Genomic DNA, 19,558 nt, shown 5'->3' with positions numbered 1-19,558 from the left:
CGGGACGACAGGCCTTCCGGCCACTCTTGCATAGTCTCCGACATGGCTATTTTCCGTATAACGTAGATGACTCTTTCTGTTGCATATATGCGGCACATTGAATCGCTTTTCATCCGGCCGAAAGGTCCCAAACCCATGGAAATCACGCTTCCCTTCGGCGCCGGCGCCGACTCTCCGGATGCGCTACTGCATGACCAGACGAGACGCTACGGTGTTCCCCCCGGGCTGAGCCCCGAGGAAAAATTCGAACACTGGCGCACCTGGTACGGTAGCGCCATCGACACTCCCGTACGGTTGGAGAAAATCGAGAAACTAGTGCGTCCGGGTTTCAATCCAAGTGCTTTAAGCCTGGACGGTCCTGGGTTCAGCCTTGTTGACGTCACGAATGAACCCGTTACTTGCTACTGGAATGGGGATGCTTTTTCCGGGGACTGGCTGGTGTATTTTCGAAGTTCGTGTCCTGAGTTCACTTTCTCGGGCCGCTCAGAAGAAGTTTCTGCTGGCGCGGTCAGGTTTCTTGATCTTGCTTCACCCGGTAAGTTCCATGCGCCGGCCGGGTTAAGCGCGGTGCGGCTCCAACTCGATCGGTGCCTGCTGGGTCTGGACGACAAGACAGTGAAACGGTTGCAGGGATTGGCCGACATCAGGGAAAACCCTCTGGTGCGAGGGTTGATTCTTCCGGCGCTGTCCGGCTGGCAGCGGACGGGAATAGGCCAGGAGGCGCCGCGTCTCCAGCCGGTCCTCCGGTCCATGATGACCGCCCTGGTCAGCTCGCTGCTCGAAACCCCTGCCGAACCCGGTGACCTGAAACTGGCCCGCGTCGCGGCGATCAAGAAGTTCATACGCAGGAACTACCGGAACCGGGCCCTTGATGTGGACGAGGTTGTGGCCTACTCGTTTCTTTCCCGCCGTGCCCTCTACTACCTCTTCGAAGACGAAGAGTTCCAGGTGAGCGGATACATCCGCGCGCTGAGGACCCTGGAGGCCCTTGAGCTCCTCACCGAAGCAAACCCCTGGAAGCGATCCCAGACAGACATAGCGGAGGCCAGCGGATTCACGAGCCTGCCAGCCATGCGGCGTGCCATCAGAGAGGCAACGGGTTCCTCTTTTAGAGATGTCCAGGAGAACCCGGAAGTACTGCGATTTCGAGCCGCCGAACTAAGAAAGCTGATCGGGCCGTGAACCGGTGGAACACAAGCTGGCCCGGCGAAATCGTCCCGGCCCAAATGATGACGCTCATTGCGGAGATGATCCTGGAAACCGGCATGGAGTCGCCGCGACAGCAGTAGCAGACACGCGGTGCCATCTGGCCTAGTAGCAGCCCTACCCGAATTCGCGGATCAGCTCTGTGCTCATGGCCCGTATTTCATCTAGGTCTGCAGCCATCCCGGCGAGGACAATGCCGGCGTCCGCCGTCTGCATGGCTGAATCGGCGTCCGCGAGGCCATCGGCACGGAGATTGATCAGGGACTCGACCAGGCGGAAGAGGAGATCGCCTGGCGATGCCGCGCCTGGCCGGGGGTCCGTCGAGGCGAATTCCTCCACGGTTTGGCCTAGCTCCCGGTACAACTGCCGGAGCTGCAGCCTGTCATCCATGAAGTGCCGGAACCTCGGTGCGCGGGCTTCCGGCAGATGGTAGAGGACACCGAGGTTCCAACGGGCGCTGCACAGTTGGCTTCCGTCGTAACGTGCCACGGCGTGCAGGCGCGCAGCCGCGGCCCTTGGACCGGACGGCGGCAGGCTGGCATGTACGGCGCTCGCGAAGGCCAGGCCTCCTGCCACGGTGCCGTCAAGGAGTTCCGCGAGAATGTCGTCCTTGGTGCCGAAGTGGTGGTAAAGCGATGACTGGCGGATCCCCACGGCGTCGGCGATCGCCCTGGTGGAGGTGTTGGCAAATCCTTGGCTGGTGAAGAGTTCGGCGGCGGCATCCAGGATCTCGTCCCGGGCCGTGGCGCCAGGGCGGACGGGTTGCTGTTTGCGGGGTCTGCCCGGTCCGGCGGTGGTCACCCCACATTCTTACATCGCCGAAGGCGGCTTCGTGCCCGATTCCGTCGTCCTCGGGCCGCGCCAATCTCAGGTGAGTTTATGTTCACATGCCGGAAATGCGCCGTCATCCAGCTTTTACATCAGCGAAACGGAAGCGGGACATCCCACTGGAAAACTATCAATTGACCGGTATTGCGGACGGCCGTCAGAGCCTTCCCGCTTCCGTCGTCACCAGCCCCCCGTTCCAGACACGGAGAAACCGATGACTACCACCATCTCGACGGCGTCCGCCCACGCCGACGATGCAGACCTGACGTCGCTCGGCTACCAGCCGTCGTTGCATCGCAAACTTGGCCGCTACGCTTCCTTTGCCGCGGGTTTTTCGTTCGTCTCCATCCTGACCACCATCTTCCAGTTGTTCGGCTTCGGCTACTCCTTTGCCGGGCCGGCCTTTTTCTGGACCTGGCCGATCGTCCTCGTCGGCCAGTTGCTTGTGGCGTTGAACTTCGCCGAACTGGCTGCGCGGTACCCGATTTCCGGGGCCGTCTACCAGTGGTCGCGGCGGGTCGGAGGCGAAACCGTCGGCTGGTTCGCCGGCTGGTTCATGTCCACCGCCCAGGTGATCACCGCCGCCGCGGCCGCCATCGCCCTGCAGGTTGTTCTTCCCCAGCTCTGGGACGGGTTCCAGCTCGTCGGCGGCGACCCTGCGCTGAATACTGTCACCGGGGCGAGCAATGCCGTCATCCTCGGCGCCCTGCTGCTGGTCGCCACCACAGCGATCAACGCCGTCGGTGTGAAGCTGATGTCCCATATCAACTCGATCGGCGTCACCTGCGAACTGGTCGGCGTGGCCGCCGTGATCCTGGCGCTCGTTTCCGTGGCGCAACGCGGCCCCGACGTTGTCCAGAACACGCAGCTTGTCAGCGGTTCCGACCTCGGCCCGGTGGGCGCGTTCCTCGTCTCCGGCCTGATGGCCGCCTACGTCATGGTCGGCTTCGATTCCGCCGGCGAGCTGTCCGAAGAGACCAAAAACCCGCGCCACACCACGCCGCGCACCATCATCTCTGCCCTGCTTATCTCCGGACTCGGCGGCGGGCTGATGATCATCGGCGCCCTGATGGCCGCCCCGAGCCTCGACGACGGCAACCTGGCCAGCCAAGGGCTGCCCTACGTGCTGACCGCCGTTCTCGGGACCTTTTGGGGCAAGGTCCTGCTGGTCGACGTCGCGATCGCCATCTTCGTGTGCACCCTCGCCATTCAGACCGCCGGCTCGCGCCTGGTCTTCTCGATGGCCCGCGACCGCCAGCTCCCCGCCGCGGCGGCACTGTCCGCCGTCAGCCCTCGGAGCGGCACCCCGCTGTGGCCTTCGGTGATCGTGGGTCTTCTCGCGGTCGCCGTCCTGGCCATCAACATCGGCAACGCCGCGCTGTTCACCACGCTGTGCAGCGTCTGCATCGTGATGCTCTACCTCGCCTACCTGCTGGTCACCGTGCCGTTGCTGATCAACCGGCTGCGCGGAGACTGGGACCGCACGGGCAAGACCATGCCCGGGGGACTGTTCTCGCTCGGACGGTGGGGGCTTCCGGTCAACATCCTCGCAGTCCTCTACGGCGCCCTGATGGTGGTGAACCTCGCCTGGCCGCGGCCCGAGGTCTACGACCCCACCGGCGACAACGGCCTCCTGCTGTTCTCCGCTCCGCTGATGGTAGGCGCTGTGCTGCTCCTGGGCATCTGGGTACGAAAGCGGAAAACCGCCGACCTCACCCCGGCCGACTGACGCCGACACCAAACGAAACCGCCACGCAGAAACGAACTGACATGACACAGACCCTCGAAACCACTGAAACGGCCGTTGGGACGGCGACGACAGCAGGCGCCCGCGCCCACGCACGCTCGCAGCACGGCCGAACCGCCGACAACATGATCCACGTGCCCGCCGCATCGGCCCCGGAACGGCTGACGGCCGGGCTGGACGCCCGGGAGCTTGCTGCCACCACGTGGACCGAGTCACTGGCCTTCGGCCGCTACACGCACATGGAACTTGCGCGAGGAACGCGGATCCGGCTGACCGACACCGACGGCGACGCTTGCGTCCATGCGGTTCTCTTCCGGGGCGGCTCCCACCACGAGCGGATCAACGTCGCGGATACCGTCAAGGTGCCCTGGCAGGCTTACCTCGGGCCGGGCCACCCGCTGCTTTCCGACGCTGGACGGCTGATGGCCACAGTTGTCGTCGACTCCTCGGGGCGGCACGACGCCCTCACCGGCACCACGCACCGGGCCGGCAACGAGGCGAAATACGGTGCCGGCAGCGCCCACAGCGCGTCACCGGCCGGTCGCGAATTGCTGACTCTCGGCGCACTCAAGCACGGGATCAGCCGGCGGGAGCTCCCGCCGTCGGTGTCCTTCTTTAAGGGCATCACTGTAGACGCCGACGGCGGCATCCGCTTCGGCGGCAGCGCCGGCGCGGGAACCGCCGTCGAATTCCTGCTCCACATGGATTTGGTGTTGGTGCTCGCCAACACCACCCATCCCCTCGACCCCCGCCCGGCCTTCACCGGCAGCGCCGTGGACATCGTCGCCTGGCAGGCGCCGCAGGACCTCCGGGCCCTCGCCGCGGGGGAACTTGGGCTCGATCACACGCTTGGGCTAAAACCGGGCCCCGAACACCTCCTGGCCCTGCAGAACACCGAACACGACCACAAAGCGAGGACCTCCGCATGAACCCCGCCGCTGCCACAGTTTCCCTGCCGGAGGCCCAGCGCCTGCCGGAAGCCCACTCCGCTGCGCTGGTTTCCGGACGGGTCATCCTTGACGAACACGTCGAAGCACGCGGCCCGTGGTCGGCCGTGGTCACAGCCGGGGATGTCCTGACCATCGTGGACCTCGAGGGCAACCAGGCCGTTGATTGCCTCCTCTACTCGGCCGCCGACGTCGCCACCCGCTACTCTGCCGCCGTCACGATTGCCGCCCAACAGTCCATCATTCTCACCACTGGGTCCGTCCTCCGCTCAGACGACGGCGACGCCCTGATGACCGTGGAGGCTGACGAGGTGGGTGTCCACGACACCATCGGCGGAGCGTGCTCCCAGGAATCCAACACACTGCGCTACGGCCATCACACCCACGAACAGCATGCCTGCGTAGAGAACTTCCTCATCGAAGGCTCCAAATGGGGCCTGGGGAAGCCGGACATCGTCTCGAACATCAACTGGTTCATGAAAGTGCCGGTCGATCCAGACGGTGCCCTCGGCATCGTGGATGGGCTATCCGCTCCCAGCAAACGCGTTGCGCTCCGCGCGGAAACGGACGTGCTGGTCCTGGTCTCAAACTGCCCCCAGATCAACAACCCGTGCAACGGCTTCAACCCCACGCCCGTGCGCATGATCGTCACCCGCCCGGAGGCTTAACCGTGACCCGTTTCGACACCCTGCTCATTGCCAACCGCGGCGAGATCGCCTGCCGAATCATCGAGTCCGCCCGAAAAGCCGGGCTGCGGACCGTCGCAGTATTCTCCGAAGCGGACCGCGGCGCGAAGCACGTTCGCCTCGCAGACGAAGCCGTGCTGCTCGGACCGGCACCCGCCAAGGAGTCCTACCTTCGGGTCGACGCCATCCTGGCAGGCGCCTCCGCGACCGGCGCCGGCGCCATCCACCCCGGTTACGGTTTCCTCTCCGAAGATGCCGGGTTCGCCGAGGCTGTGGAAGCCGCGGGCCTGGTGTTCGTCGGCCCGACCCCCGAACAGTTGCGGATCTTCGGGACCAAGCACACCGCCAGGGAGGCGGCGCAGCGGGCGGGCGTGCCGATGATTGCCGGGTCCGGCTTGCTTGAGGATCTCGACGCGGCCATCGGAGCCGCTGGGGAGATCGGGTTCCCGCTGATGCTGAAGGCTACCGGCGGCGGCGGCGGCATTGGCATGGCTGTGTGCCGGAACGAAGCAGAATTGACGGAAAGCTACGCCCGCGTGGCCCGGCTTGCGAACTCCAGTTTCGGCACCGCGGGAGTGTTCGCCGAACGCTACATCGAACACGCCCGCCATGTGGAGGTGCAGATCTTCGGCGACGGTGAAGGCCGAGTCGTAAGCCTCGGAGACCGCGACTGTTCCCTGCAACGTCGGCACCAGAAGGTGCTGGAAGAAGCCCCTGCACCGGACCTGCCGGCAGCCCTCCGGGAAGAGCTCCACCGCAGCTCCCGTGCCCTGTGCGCCTCGGTGGCCTACCGCTCGGCGGGGACGGTGGAGTTCGTCTACGATCCCCTCCGGCAGGAAGCCTCCTTCCTCGAGGTCAACGCCCGGCTCCAGGTGGAGCACCCGGTAACCGAGGCGATCACCGGCGTCGACCTCGTGGAGTGGATGCTCAACCTGGCCCAGGCACGGCCCGTCCTCGGGGGTGTCCCGGAAAGCGTTCCGGTGACAGGGCATGCGGTGGAAGCCCGCATTTACGCCGAGGACCCGGCCCACAACTTCCAGCCCAGCGCCGGAACCGTCACCAACGCACAGTACCCAAGCCCCGAGGTCGTGCGGGTTGACGCGTGGGTGGAGACCGGCAGCGAGGTGTCCACCAACTACGACCCCCTGCTGGGCAAACTCATCACCTTCGGAGACAACCGGGATGCGGCGCTTGACGCCCTCTCCGAGGCCTTGGAGCAGACCCGTATCGACGGCATCGAGACCAACCTGGGCATGTTGCGTGCAGTGACCGGGCTGGACGTGGTTCGGGCTGCGAACCATTCCACAGGAACCCTGGACACCGTGGGCGATCCCGAACCCCGCATCACCGTGGAACGCCCCGGCCTCCAGACGAGCGTGCAGGACTGGCCGGGCAGAACCGGACTCTGGAAGGTGGGCGTACCGCCCAGCGGTCCGATGGACGATCTCTCCTTCCGGCTGGGGAACAAGGCCCTGGGCAACCCGGAGGGCGCGCCGGGCCTGGAATTCACCATGGCGGGGCCCGCTCTGCGGTTCACCCACGCCACCACCGTGTGCGTGACCGGAGCCGACGTCAAGCTCACAGTCAACGGCTCCGCGGTCGCCGCTTGGGAACCCATCACGGTTCCACCGGGCGACCTGCTGGACATCGGCTCCGCCGAAGGGGCCGGCTTGCGAGGCTATGTCCTGTTCCAAGGCGGACTCGACATCCCGCACTACCTTGGCAGCGCCTCCACGTTCGCCCTCGGCCAGTTCGGCGGCCACGGCGGCCGCGTGCTCCGCGCCGGTGACGTGCTGCGCACAGCCGACCAGCTACCGGCGGATAGGCCTTTGCAGCCGGTTCCTGCCGAGAGCCGCCCCACCCTCACGTCCCGCTGGGAACTGAGGGTGGTCGAAGGTCCGCACGGCGCCCCGGAATTCTTCCGGCGCGAAGACATCGACGAACTCTTCGCGACAGACTACGAGGTGCATTTCAACTCGGCCCGCACAGGTGTGCGGCTGGTCGGCCCCAAGCCACGCTGGGCACGCACCGACGGCGGCGAGGCAGGACTCCACCCTTCCAACATCCACGACACCCCTTACTCCGTGGGCGCCCTGGACTTCACCGGCGACACCCCCATCCTGCTCGGCCCTGACGGTCCGAGCCTCGGCGGCTTCGTCTGCCCTGTGACGGTGGTGACCGGAGAACGCTGGAAGCTCGGCCAGTTGCGTCCGGGGGATAAGGTCCGCTTCGTGGCGGTGACGGACGCCCAGGCTCCGTCGGCGAAGGACCTTGGACCGGGACGGCAGTTGATCCTGCCAGGTGGCGCGGGCTCCCGCACAGACGGCCTAGCCGCCGTCGGGCATGCCGGGACGCTAAAGGGCGACGGCGACGACGGAGTGCTGGGCCGCGCACCCGAAGCCGAAGGACGGCCCGCAGTCACGTACCGCCGTTCCGGAGACGACAACCTCCTGGTGGAATTTGGCGACATGGTGCTGGACCTCGGCCTGCGCGCGCGGGTCCATGCCCTGCACCAGCACATCGAGCAGCTCCGCGTCCCCGGAGTGGTGGACCTTACGCCCGGGATCCGTTCATTGCAGATCAAGGTGGATCCGTCGATTCTGACTACCAGGCTGCTGCTGGGCTTCGTCCAGGAGATCGTGGCCGCGCTGCCCGCGAGTTCCGAGCTCGTCGTGCCGAGCCGGACTGTCCGGTTGCCGCTGTCCTGGGACGACCCCGCCACGCGCGAGGCGATCGAACGCTACATGACCGGTGTCCGGGACGACGCCCCGTGGTGCCCGTGGAACATCGAGTTCATTCGCCGCGTCAACGGCCTGGATTCGGTGAATGACGTTTTCGACACCGTCTTCGACGCCGAGTACCTGGTCCTGGGCCTCGGCGACGTGTACCTTGGCGCGCCCGTGGCCACGCCGCTTGACCCGCGGCACAGGCTGGTCACCACCAAATACAACCCGGCCAGGACGTGGACGCCTGAGAACGCGGTCGGCATCGGCGGGGCCTATATGTGCATCTACGGCATGGAAGGCCCGGGCGGCTACCAGTTTGTCGGCCGCACCACGCAGGTTTGGTCCCGCTACGCCGACTCCGCACCCTTCGAACCCGGATCGCCCTGGCTGCTGCGCTTCTTCGACCGGATCTCCTGGTACCCCGTCAGCCCCGAAGAGCTGCTGGACCTCCGCGCCGACATGGCCGCCGGCCGCGGCCGGGGAGTCGAGATCGAGGACGGCACCTTCTCCCTCGCCGAACACGAAGCGTTCCTGGAGGAGAACCGCGAATCGATCGGCCTCTTCAGGGAGCGGCAGGCGGGGGCGTTTGCGGTGGAGCGTCAGGCCTGGGCGGATGCCGGCGAGTTTGACCGTGCGGAAGTCGCGGCCGCGGTCGCCGTTCCCGGCGCCGGCGGAGTGGTGGTTCCCGACGGCGGAACGCTCGTTTCAGCGCCGTTCGCCGCCAGCGTCTGGAAGGTGGACGTCGCACCTGGAGACCGCGTGACACAGGGACAGCCACTGGTTTCCCTTGAGGCCATGAAGATGGAAACCGTCCTGTCAGCACCGTGCGACGGCGTGGTGCACCAAGTCCTGCCGACCGCCGGCTCCCAAGTGGTGGCCGGCGAAGCACTTGTGGTGCTCGCAGGCGCGGACGAAGTGAGCGAACGCGAACTGGAAGAGGCAGCAGCGTGACCACCCAGGAGACAATGATCGGCACGGCCACCGCCGCCAAACGCGTAAAGGACGCGTTGGCCGCCCTAGACGCGGTGGACCGGCCCGAGATCTGGATCGAAATCCGCGGAGAGGAAGAGTTGCTGGCCGAAGCGGCCCGCATCGACGCCGCGGTGGCATCCGGCTCCGAACTGCCGCTGGCCGGGCTCCTGCTGGCGGTCAAGAACAACGTGGACGTCGCCGGTATCACGACGACAGCGGCCTGCCCCGGTTTTGGCTATGAACCGGCAGAGGATGCCGTGGTGGTAGCACGGCTGCGTCAAGCAGGAGCGCTTGTACTGGGCGCAACCAATCTCGATCAGTTCGCGACAGGACTGGTGGGCACGCGGAGTCCCTACGGTCCAGTCCGGGATTCGCGGCGGCCTGACCGGATCTCCGGGGGATCAAGCTCAGGTTCGGCAGTGGCTGTGGCGTTGGGACTCGTGGATATCGCCATCGGCACAGACACCGCCGGTTCCGGGCGTGTTCCGGCCGGTTTGCAGGGGATCGTCGGCATCAAACCGACATTGAACGTGGTTTCCACCGCCGGTGTGGTCCCGGCCTGCCGGTCCTGGGACGCCGTTACCATCCTCGCCCGGGATCTGGACACCGCCGAACTGGCCATGGGCATCATGGCCGGGCAAGGCCGGACGTGGCCGACAGACATCCGATTGGCCTCGCCATCGAGGCCGCGTGTCGCCTATCCGGCGGACCTCCCGGCTTTGGATCCCGCCTGGGCTGCGGAGTTCGGGGTCCAGATCGAGCGTCTGCGCGCCAGCGGCGTGGATGCCGAGCCGATCGAACTGGATGTCTTCCTCCAGGCGGCACGGCTGCTTTACGACGGTGCGCTGGTCGCCGAGCGCTACGCCGCCGTCGGGAGTTTCATCGACGGCGCGCTTTCCGGCGACGCCGCCGCCGGCATCGGGCTGGATCCGACCGTGGCGAGCATCGTCAGCGAGGCCGGCCGCCTGCCCGCCCACCAGTATGTGGCGGACACTGCGGCGCTGGAGGAGCCGAAGCGCGAGGCGATGTCCCGACTTGAAGGGTTCGATGCCCTCATCGTGCCGACGGCGCCGTTCCATCCGACGCTGGCAGAGGTCGCAGCGGATCCGGTATGCGTGAATTCGCGCATGGGCACCTACACGAACTTCTGTAACCTGTTCGATCTGTGCGCCGTAGCTGTTCCGGCCGGCATTGTGGAGGACAGCAGCGCAAACGACGACGGGGCGACGTCGGTATCGCAGTTCGGCCTCACGGTGGTTGGCCGGACGTTCGACGACGCCGTCGTTGCCGACATCGCGCGGCGCATCGAGTACACCCCGGCTAGGCCAGAGCTCTTCGCGACCGGCGCCGCGCCGGCGTGTGTCTCCTCGGCGGGGGTGCCGTGGCCCGTGACGGCGGGGGCCGCCGTCGTGCCCTTGGTGGTGGTCGGCGCGCACCGGAAGAGCCAGCCGTTGGTCACAGAACTGGAATCGCGCGGTGCCTTCTGGGACGGTCCGGTCAGGACGGCGGCCCGGTACCGGATGGTCTCGCTGGACACTCGGCCGCCCAAGCCCGGCGTGGTCCGGTCCGACGACGGCGCCGAACTCGCCGCTGAGCGATGGCTGCTCTCCGAGGCGGCCCTGGGCTCCTTCCTCGCAGAGTTGCCCGAACCCATGCTGTTGGGCTCTGTGCTGCTGAGCGATGGTTCGAGGGCGGTGGGCTTCGCGTGCGACGCGGTCGCAGCGTCCCGGGGTGAGGACATTACCCACTTTGGAGACTGGCTGGCAGCCCAGGCGGCCGGCTCCGGCTCGATATCGTTGGCCGGCGCTGCGCCGGAACCGGAACGGGGATCGGCCGGGCGAGTCTTTTGGCGCGAGGTCGGCCAAGCACTTGTCAGGGGGCTGCAGCGGGGGAGGGTTTAAGCAAGAGACTGTGACGAGTGGGCCGCGACGTTTTCGTGTAACGGGGCTCTCCGGCCATTGCGACCGACTCACCTTTAGCTCACGGGGGTCGTCGGTTCGAATCCGACAGGGGGCTTCAATTGTGGCTTTGAGCTTCGGGTTTACTGATTTCGGCCGTGGCCATTTGAACTTTCGAGTGCGGGACTCACCCTAATCAGATTTCTGCGCGGTCTTTCCGTGCCCTCGGTCCTTGTCACGGAGTTGCGCGGTGCGCCCGAACAATTGCCGGTCGCCCCAACCTTGCGGCCAGCTCGATCTGTTGATGCGCGCAACGCATATTCGGCCGTTATCGGGTCGCTGGATGAGTGCCCGCCCTTTGCCGTCCGCGATTAGCTTGAGGCTGGCTTTGTCGCCTTTACTGGCGGGGCCGATCGGGCTTACAAATCGGGACAAGATATAGAACGAGCGCCGGTTTCCTCCGGGGTCCTTCCCTTCGAGCCGGATAGTGACGCCGTCTCGGCCGGCGGTCTTCCGTGTGACGGTGACCTCGACCTGCCGCCACTGGGCTCCGGAGGCGAGCAGTTTCCGGATTCTGCCATAGTCTCCAAGCTCGTTCCTGAGTACGAGGGTGATTGCGGTCGGGAGTATTAGCAGAAATATGCCCATGACCAGGGCATGTACCGGCCGGTTCCGAATGCTCCCGGAACCAATAATCCTTCGGAAACGAGCTCTTTGATCGCCTCGATGGTGAATTCCCTAGCCCGCCGATGATCCGAAAGAACACCAGTGCTCCGTGCGACCGCGACTAAGTCGGAGGCGCTGAGCCAGCGACCAGCGGCCGCTTCCATCATCGACTCCCGGAGAGTGCCCGCCTTCATGCGGGCACGTCGGCCGGAACATCGCCTGGAGCCAGAGCTGAGGTGTGTCGACAGATGTGGGTCACTTGGTTTCCCCCGCTGCGGATGATGCATCCCCGTTCTTACCGCAAACTATCGCATAATCGGGAAGCCCTCCCGCGGACAGATCGGCACTGACGGCTTGGAGACACCCTCCGCCTAGGTAGCCGGATCATCAACGGGCCCGGACTCTGGGCCGGGAGCGGTATTTGGATCTAGTGTTGATCGATGATTGAATCGCGCCAACTTAGTGAAAGCGTCAGCATGCGCGTACTGCGCATAAATGATGCGGCTGCGCTCGCAGCCGCATATGTGCGCAACCGTGCCTACCTTTCACCCTGGGAGCCAGTACGGCCCGAGGAGTACTACACCGAAGATTGGCAGTCCTCGGACATTGCCAGCCGCCTCGTCGCGCATGAGGCAGGGGAAGGGCACACGTTCGGACTGTTCGACGGCGATAGACTCGTCGGCCGATTCAACGTAGCAGGAGTCGTCCGCGGTCCCTTCCAGAGCGCGAGGATGGGTTACTGGGTGGACAGCGATTATGCAGGCCGCGGACTGGCGTCCGCCGCGGTCCAGGCGATTGTCGAAATGGCGCGCCACCAACTCGGACTGCACCGCATCGAGGCGAGCACTCTCCTCCACAACGTTGGCTCGCGGCGGGTGCTGCTGAAGGCCGGATTCCAGCAGATTGGTATGGCACCGCGGTACCTGCAGATTACCGGTAAATGGCAAGACCACAACCTCTACCAAGTGGTCCTTCACGACTAGGATCGTCCACGAGCTGAGCGAGTACGCTATCGCCATGCAGATTCGTGAATGCACCCTCGATGACCTGGGGCAGGTGAATGCGGTCTGTGATGCGAGCGCGCGAACACGCTGGACCAGCGAGATGATCGCGCCAAGGAGCGACAGAGTCGTTTTGGTGGCGGTCACACAAGGTGAGGTCATCGGCGTAGCCAAGACGCATTTCCACTCGGATCCGGAAGGCCGCTCGCCCGCAGGCCACTATCTCGGGGGCATGGTGGTCGCTCCGGGGTTTCGACGGCGACGGGTCGGTTCTGCCCTCACCCTGGCGAGGTTGGAATGGATCTGGTCCCGGACGTCGGTCGCTCACTACTTCGCAAACGAACACAACACGGCATCCATCAGAATGCACGATGCTCTCGGCTTCCAACCGGTCGCCCGATTCTCGGAGATTCGCGGCGTGACCGCCGACGACGGCCGGTCTGAGCTCACTCTCTTCGCGGCGTCCCGATAAGCGATTGGGCTCGTTGACTACGGCGCCTCGCCGGATAACCGGACGGCCTGCCCGCACGGAATGTGCGGGCAGGTCGTCAGCTCTTGAACGCTATAAAGGGTTTAGGGGCGGAAGAGTTCCTCGAACGTGCCCGACGTAGTGGGCGAGCAGGGGTTCGCCAGACAGCCGAGGTGCCACACATGAACGGGTTGTGCTTCTGGGCGTACAGGTTGACCGTGGTGGAGCCGATTGTGGGTGCGTATTCGACCTGGGAGCCGGTGCTAGGGAGGTTCTCCATGTGTGCCTTTCAGCTCAGTCCCTTGTTTTCGAGCTGGTCGACGATGGTCTGGCCGGAGAACATATGCGGAGTCGCGGCGGCGCTGGCCGCCTGTTCTGGCGTGAGCTGCCGGTGACTCTTGTGTCGCTGGAACCGGGGACGAACTCTTCAGGGGCACACGTGACATTCGCTCCCGCTTTGCAGTCGTCCCAGATTCCTTGGAAGCTGCCCGAGATGGCTGAGAGGTAGTTGGGCAGGCTCGGGTACGTGACGCCGTGGTAGTTGGCCGCGGTGTTGTCCTTTGGGGTTGCGCGCCTGTCGGAGCGCTTCTATTCGGGGTGAAGCAGCGGGGTGAAGCAGCGGGGTGAAGAACAGCGGGCGACGGCGGGCGACCGCCCCTCAGCGGCCCAACTGTGGGTCGGACGTGAGAGCCCGGCCGTCGTCGAGGCGCCCTGCGAGGACTCGCACGAGCTTCGGATCTGCCGCGGCGGTGATCTCGAGGTCGTACCAGCCGCCTTGCGTGGGGATCACCACGGTTTTGGCCTGGCCCGGGTTGAGCGCGAGCACCTGCGATCCGGCGCCGTACGCGTCCGTGACCGTGAGGGCGGCCGCGGCCGCGCCAGTGTTCTCAATCCGGAATTGTGCGTGGCCGGAGACACCGTCGCGGGTGACGGTCGCGCGGATGTCCGCGGCCGCCGTCGTGCCCGCATAACGGCGGTACCAGCCAGCCGGGCCGTGCATCTGCACGTCGTACTCGGCGCCAAGCGTCCACGACGCGTCGAGGGCGGCGCCTACGCCGATCGTGTACGAGTACGGTCCCGCGGGAAGGAGATTCGAGCGGACCTGCACGTGTGCGCCGAGCTTCCCGGCGTTCAACCAGTGGGCGGAGAGCTTGCCGCTGGCCACAGAGACCGCGACGTCGAGCGCGTACCCGAGCGGGCGCGACGGGCGCGTGCCCTTTTCTTGGGGCGGCATCGAGTTGACCGCGGGAGGCGTCGGCACGTAGCTCGGGTGCCGATTGTGGTCCGCGGGCTTGAATGCCGAGGTGTCGGGCAGGGCCGGCGCCGCGCCCGCGTTCGCGTTCGCCGAGAAGTCGAATGCGCTCGTGAGGTCGCCGCACACCGCGCGGCGCCACGGCGAAATGTTGGGGGACTTCACGCCGAAGCGGGACTCGAGGAACCGCACGATCGACGTGTGGTCGAATGTCTCCGAGCAGACCCACCCGCCCATGCTCCACGGCGAGGCGACGAGCATCGGCACGCGCACGCCGAGACCGTAGTGGCCCGGGGCATCGGCGATGCCGGAGAACGTCATCCGGCCGTCGTACCACTCGCCCTCGGTAGAGACCGTGGATGCGCCGGGGATCTGCGGGGTGTTGGGGTGCGGCGGGACGACGTGGTCGAAGAAGCCGTCGTTCTCGTCGTACATGAAGAACACGGCCGTCTTGCTCCAGACGTCCGGGTTGGAGGTAAGGATGTTGAGGATATTCGCCGTGTACCAGGCTCCAAAGTTCGGCGGCCAGTTCGAGTGCTCTGTGTACGCCTCGGGGGCCACGACGTAGGAGACCTGCGGGAGCTTCCCGCCCGCGACGTCCTCGCGGAAGATGCGGAACAGGTCGTCGCCGGCCTTCGCGTTCGTGCCCGTCAGCGCCTTCTCGTACAGCGGGCTTCCGGGCTTCGAGTTCTGGTACTGCGTCAGGTAGAGGAGCGAGTTGTCGCCGTAGTTACCGATGTGCGCGTCGCCCGTCCACCCCCAATAGCCCGCAGCCGTGAGGCCGTCGCCGACGTCCTGGTACACCTTCCAGCTCACGCCGGCCTTCTCAAGCTCCTCGGGGTACGAGCTCCACGAGTAGCCGACCTCGGCGTTCCACAGGTCGGGGCCGCCGGCCTTGTAGTCGTTGCCGTCCCAGCCCGTGAACATGTAGTAGCGGTTGGGGTCCGTGGGGCCGAGCAACGAGCAGTGGTACTGGTCGCAGATCGTGAACGCGTCCGCGAGGGCGAAATGGAACGGGACGTCGCCGCGTTCGTAGAACGCCATGGTGGCCTCGGACTTGGCGGGGAGCCACTTGTCGTATTTGCCCACGTTGAAGGCCTCGTGGGTGAGCTTCCACGAGTGGTCGAGGTCTTCCATGAACTGCATGCCGAGATCCGGCGCGGTCGGGTGGTAGGGGAGGATGTCCCGCGTTCCGTTGTTCTGCGCGAACGCGTCCTTCCCGCTCGGGAGGATGGCCGGATGCGGGTCACCGAACCCGCGTACGCCCTTGAGCGTGCCGAAGTAGTGGTCGAAGGCGCGGTTCTCCTGCATGAAGACGATTACGTGCTCGACGTCTTTGATCGAGCCGGTGGCACGGTTGGCCGGAATGGTCGCGGCGCGCGCGATGCTCTCGCCGAGCATTTCCGCGATTGCGGCACTCGCCGCGGTGGCCCCTGATAGTTGAAGAAAACGCCGACGGTTGAGACCTGACATGAGCTGCTCCCGGTGCTTGGCTTTGCTGACAAAACCCCCGCCCGACTCTTCCAGCATCAGGCAAAAGCTAAGTGCAGGAAAAGCAAACTTTGGGCAACATGCGGGAGGGGGCAAGTCGGAGCCGGCTTTTATCGGCCTGGAGTCTCCGTCCGGGAGTGATTGAGCTTTTCAGTCTTTCGGGCGGTGAGGTAAAGGCGGTGAGCTGTAATGACCAGGACCAGCCAGGCGGCGCCGAGCGTCCAGGCCGCCAGGACATCGGTGAGCCAGTGGTGGCCCAGGAACACCCGGCTTAGGCCGATGGTCAGGGCGAAGAGGGCCGCGGCGGTCACTGTCCAGGCACGGGCCCGGCGGGAGCGGCAACGCAGGATGACCAGGTAGGCGACGATTCCGGCGATCACGAACGAATTCAGCGAATGCCCACTGGGAAACGAGGGGGAATACTCGTAGGGCGGCACGGCGTCGCTGAGCGGGGGCCGGGCACGGCCGATGAGCTGCTTGCCGGCAATGGTCATGAGGAGGGAACCGGCCGCAGCGGTCACAATGAGGATCGCCGGCGTCCAGGAGCGGCGCCGCAGGACCAGTACGGCGGTGGCAATCACGGCCAGGATCGGCATCACGATTCCTCCGCCCAGATCGGTGTAGGCCGTGGCGGCGGCGTCCAGTGCGGGGCTGCGCAAGGTCATCGCTGCCTCCAGGACCGGGTGGTCCAGGGCGGACACGCCATCTGCTTCGGTCACGGCCTCGTACACTCCGCCGGTCGCGAAGGCCAGCAGTGATGCCACTGCGGCTCCAGCAGCGAGGATCAGGATCAGCGCACCGTACGGGCCGAGACGGGCACTGAGGCGTTGTGCACGGGAGGCGAGCCACCTACCAGCGGGGGACTTCCACCGGGCCAGGTCAGCGTCACCGACGAAACGGTCGTCGGCAAGCTCGCCTTTGCCTCCGGCTGAGTCTTCGTCCGACGTGCCTTGGGGATGAACGCCCATTGTCTTCCGCCTCACCTCGTGAATTGATTTGATCAGTAAGGTTACCTTCTAGGCTGTTTGAAGACCGGACCCCAGAGGATTGGCCTCGCCCCCCGGAAGGAGCACTGAGTGGACACTGATGCTGGCACGTGGTTCCTGAGTCGTGCTGAGCGGGGGAATCTGGCCACGGAGGTGCACGCGGGCGGTGCCGGGTCTCCGGCGTGGTCGGAGGGCAACCTTGTGCGGCCCCTGATTCATGGAGCGAGCTATTTTGCCCGACTGTATGAGGAGCTGACTGCACTGCGGGCGGGAGACCGTGTGTGGTTCACCGACTGGCGTGGCGACGCCGACGAGCGGCTGCTGGCGGACGGACCGACGATCGGGGACCTGCTCGCAGGGTTGGCTCGCGAGGGCGTGGAAGTGCGGGGCCTTGTCTGGAGATCCCACGGAGAGCGGGTATCAGCCCCGATGAGCGGCCGATCCAACGAGCTCCTGAGCCGCAAGATCAACGACGCCGGCGGAGAAGTGTTGTTGGATCAGCGTGTCCGCCTGTTCGGTTCCCATCACCAGAAAATGTTCGTCATCCGCCGTCGTGACGATCCGTCACGGGATGTCGCGTTCATCGGCGGGCTCGACCTTTCCCACAGCCGAAGGGACGACGCCGACCATGCGGGAGACCCGCAAGCGGTGACCATGGATCCCCGGTACGGGAAACGTCCGCCGTGGCACGATGCCGCACTCGAACTGCGGGGGCCCGTGGTCGCGGATGTACTGGCGGTGTTCGCTGAACGGTGGAACGACCCCCATCCACTGGATCGACGCACCCCGTACCGGATGCTGCTGCAACGCCTGGCCCGTATGCCCCGGCACCCCGAACCGCTCCCGGCCGCTGCACCGCCGCCGCCTGCGGCCGGACCCCATGCCGTGCAACTACTACGAACCTACGGTGTTAAACGTCCCCCGTTCCCGTTCGCGCCCGAAGGGGAACGCAGCGTTGCCCGCGGATATGCGAAAGCCTTCGCCCGCGCCCGCTCGCTGATCTACATAGAGGACCAGTACTTATGGTCGACAGAAGTTGCAGCCGGAATCGCAGAGGCCCTTGAGCGGAACCCCGAGCTGAACGTGATCGCCGTCGTGCCACGCTACCCCGACTCCGACGGCCCCCTTGCGGGGCCGGCAAGCCGGATCGGGCAACTTCGCGCCCTCAAGTTGTTGCGCGAGGTCGCACCCGACAGGGTTGGCGTGTTCGACCTGGAGAACAGCTCCGGAACTCCGATCTACGTCCACGCCAAGATCTGCATTATCGACGACATCTGGTTCACCTGCGGCTCAGACAATTTCAACCGCCGGTCCTGGACCACCGACAGCGAGCTCACCTGCGCCGTATTCGACACCACTGCCGACACCACTGCCGAGAACGGGGAGCCGCCCGGCACCGACAACGGCCACGCCGCTTCCGGGCCGCTGGCCCGCGGGCTCCGGCTCCAACTCTGGGCCGAACACCTGGGCTTGGATCATGACGATCCCCGAATTCACGACCCGGCGGCTGGGCTAAAGCTGTGGAAGACCAGCGCCGACGCCCTCGATAACTGGCACGAAACCGGGCGCCGCTCGCACCGCCCCACCGGAAACGTGCGGCACCACACGCCGGAACCCGTGTCCGCCCTCCAGCGTCTGTGGGCGGATCCGCTCAGCCGCTTCGTCGTGGACCCGGACGGCCGTCCCCGGCGACTGCGCGGCACCACCAAGTTCTAGGCAAGCTGGGTCGAAGCGCCCACCACGTTCATAGCCGCCGGATTCAGGCGGCCATCACCGCGTCTGCGGATGACCGGACGGAGATGTTGACATCTGACTGTTGGGGATCGATCAGGGCCGGAAGACGGCGGGATTGCGAGCAGCGGCGGAGCGCTTCCATGGCCGCCGGGTCCACGTTGGCCCCGCTGACGTCGATTTCGAGGGCCAGGCCATGCATAAGGGCGTTGGCCCTCCTCGCGACTACGTAAAGGGCGTGGAGGCTCCGGGAGGTTAGCCGTCCATGGGCTGTGATGCGGACCTGGGCACCATCGATGTCCATTTTTACGAGAAGCCGGATTTTTTCGGTCATGAGTCCTCTTCCGATCAGGAACCGCGACGCTGCGGCCCGGAACAAAGACTAAACGGAGGATGTGACGCAGGCAACAGTTACTTCCGTTAGCGGCTTAACTGATTGCGAACCATCTCTTCCGGCTTGCCCATGGCCCTGCAGGGAATCCTGGCATAGGGTTTGACCCACTACCCGCTGGCTGCCCCATTGGGTTCATAGGCACGATGCGGGCGCCCGGGCGTGAACTTTGAACTCGGGATGTGGCCGGCGCCGATTCCCGACCGTTGAAGACGTGAGGGAGAAACATGACGCTTGCTCGTGCTGGACATCGAATTTCCGCCCATCGGCCCTGTATCCCCGCAGCGCTGCCAAGGGTGCCAGCCTGCGGGCAGTGCGGCCCTGGGTTTCCGTTGACCTTTCATGAGTATGTTCCGGCGGTTTATGCAGCCGATGGCAGCGGATTGCGGCCGCCGTCGGCGAGCTACAGCTGCGCAAAATGCGGTACGAAGGACAACCATCAGGTTCCCTCGGGCTGGGAACCGCCTGAGTGGCAGTGGTACTCCTGAGCGGCGTCGCCGCTAAACGCAGGGAACGACGGCGGGAGGCCCCGCCGTCGTCCGCGCGCAGCGTTTTCATGGA

14 protein-coding genes are annotated in these 19,558 nt (G+C 65.6%); 9 read left to right on the top strand and 5 right to left on the bottom strand.

Annotated elements, in window-relative coordinates; genetic code table 11:
• Positions 1-294: 294 nt before the first annotated feature.
• Positions 295-1,182: a helix-turn-helix domain-containing protein gene (locus AB4074_RS06095; RefSeq protein WP_441412559.1), complete on the top strand. Its 888-nt coding sequence runs from the start codon at positions 295-297 to the stop codon at positions 1,180-1,182.
• 141 nt (positions 1,183-1,323) lie between these two features.
• Here the strand turns inward: AB4074_RS06095 and AB4074_RS06090 are convergent, their stop codons facing one another.
• On the bottom strand, positions 1,324-2,007 hold the full coding sequence (locus tag AB4074_RS06090; protein ID WP_441412558.1) for a TetR/AcrR family transcriptional regulator: 684 nt from the start codon (positions 2,005-2,007) through the stop codon (positions 1,324-1,326).
• 241 nt (positions 2,008-2,248) lie between these two features.
• Between AB4074_RS06090 and AB4074_RS06085 the strand changes: the two genes are divergently transcribed.
• Genes AB4074_RS06085 through atzF form a run of 5 tightly spaced genes read left to right on the top strand, consistent with a single transcriptional unit; the run spans position 2,249 to position 11,013 of the window.
• On the top strand, positions 2,249-3,763 hold the full coding sequence (locus AB4074_RS06085; protein WP_441412557.1) for an amino acid permease: 1,515 nt from the start codon (positions 2,249-2,251) through the stop codon (positions 3,761-3,763).
• Positions 3,764-3,804: 41 nt separating this feature from the next.
• Entirely contained in the window at positions 3,805-4,710 is a 906-nt protein-coding gene (locus AB4074_RS06080) for an urea amidolyase associated protein UAAP1 (RefSeq protein ID WP_441412556.1), read from the top strand.
• Positions 4,707-5,396 (top strand): urea amidolyase associated protein UAAP2, encoded by a 690-nt coding sequence (locus AB4074_RS06075; protein ID WP_441412555.1) that lies wholly within the window; start codon positions 4,707-4,709, stop codon positions 5,394-5,396. The genes AB4074_RS06080 and AB4074_RS06075 overlap by 4 nt, the downstream gene beginning before the upstream one ends.
• A gap of 2 nt (positions 5,397-5,398) precedes the next feature.
• The gene (uca, locus tag AB4074_RS06070; protein ID WP_441412554.1) at positions 5,399-9,091 is read left to right on the top strand and encodes an urea carboxylase; all 3,693 of its coding nucleotides are present in this window, start codon (positions 5,399-5,401) and stop codon (positions 9,089-9,091) included.
• Entirely contained in the window at positions 9,088-11,013 is a 1,926-nt protein-coding gene (gene atzF, locus AB4074_RS06065; RefSeq protein ID WP_441412553.1) for an allophanate hydrolase, read from the top strand. Before uca ends, atzF begins: the two co-directional genes overlap by 4 nt.
• 189 nt (positions 11,014-11,202) lie before the next feature.
• On the opposite strand, the gene AB4074_RS06060 is transcribed toward atzF, so the two are convergent.
• Positions 11,203-11,658 carry a hypothetical protein gene (locus tag AB4074_RS06060; protein ID WP_441412552.1) on the bottom strand — a complete coding sequence of 152 codons (456 nt, stop codon included), beginning with the start codon at positions 11,656-11,658 and terminating at the stop codon, positions 11,203-11,205.
• Between the two features lie 458 nt (positions 11,659-12,116).
• Between AB4074_RS06060 and AB4074_RS06055 the strand changes: the two genes are divergently transcribed.
• Together AB4074_RS06055 and AB4074_RS06050 are read left to right on the top strand one after the other, a co-directional pair.
• Complete coding sequence (locus AB4074_RS06055) at positions 12,117-12,659, top strand: GNAT family N-acetyltransferase (protein WP_441412551.1); 543 nt, start codon at positions 12,117-12,119, stop codon at positions 12,657-12,659.
• Positions 12,660-12,693: 34 nt separating this feature from the next.
• The gene (locus tag AB4074_RS06050; protein WP_441412550.1) at positions 12,694-13,149 is read left to right on the top strand and encodes a GNAT family N-acetyltransferase; all 456 of its coding nucleotides are present in this window, start codon (positions 12,694-12,696) and stop codon (positions 13,147-13,149) included.
• 655 nt (positions 13,150-13,804) lie between these two features.
• Here AB4074_RS06050 and AB4074_RS06045 read toward each other — a convergent pair.
• Both AB4074_RS06045 and AB4074_RS06040 read right to left on the bottom strand, forming a co-directional pair.
• Positions 13,805-15,928, bottom strand: coding sequence for a phosphocholine-specific phospholipase C (locus AB4074_RS06045; RefSeq protein WP_441412549.1), 2,124 nt, complete (start codon positions 15,926-15,928; stop codon positions 13,805-13,807).
• Between the two features lie 71 nt (positions 15,929-15,999).
• Complete coding sequence (locus tag AB4074_RS06040) at positions 16,000-16,857, bottom strand: phosphatase PAP2 family protein (protein WP_441412548.1); 858 nt, start codon at positions 16,855-16,857, stop codon at positions 16,000-16,002.
• A gap of 108 nt (positions 16,858-16,965) precedes the next feature.
• On the opposite strand from AB4074_RS06040, the gene AB4074_RS06035 reads away from it, so the two are divergent.
• A complete protein-coding gene (locus tag AB4074_RS06035) occupies positions 16,966-18,591 on the top strand; it encodes a phospholipase D family protein (RefSeq protein ID WP_441412547.1) in 1,626 nt (541 codons plus the stop codon).
• A 43-nt stretch (positions 18,592-18,634) separates the two neighbouring features.
• On the opposite strand, the gene AB4074_RS06030 is transcribed toward AB4074_RS06035, so the two are convergent.
• Positions 18,635-18,940, bottom strand: a complete 306-nt coding sequence (locus tag AB4074_RS06030) for a hypothetical protein (protein WP_441412546.1) — start codon at positions 18,938-18,940, stop codon at positions 18,635-18,637.
• Between the last annotated feature and the right edge of the window lie 618 nt (positions 18,941-19,558).

The sequence above is a fragment of the Arthrobacter sp. 2MCAF14 genome (genome assembly GCF_052115645.1).
Taxonomy (GTDB): Bacteria; Actinomycetota; Actinomycetes; order Actinomycetales; family Micrococcaceae; genus Arthrobacter.
Note: the sequence above shows the minus strand (reverse complement) of the source record. Positions and strands in the feature narration are given on the sequence as shown.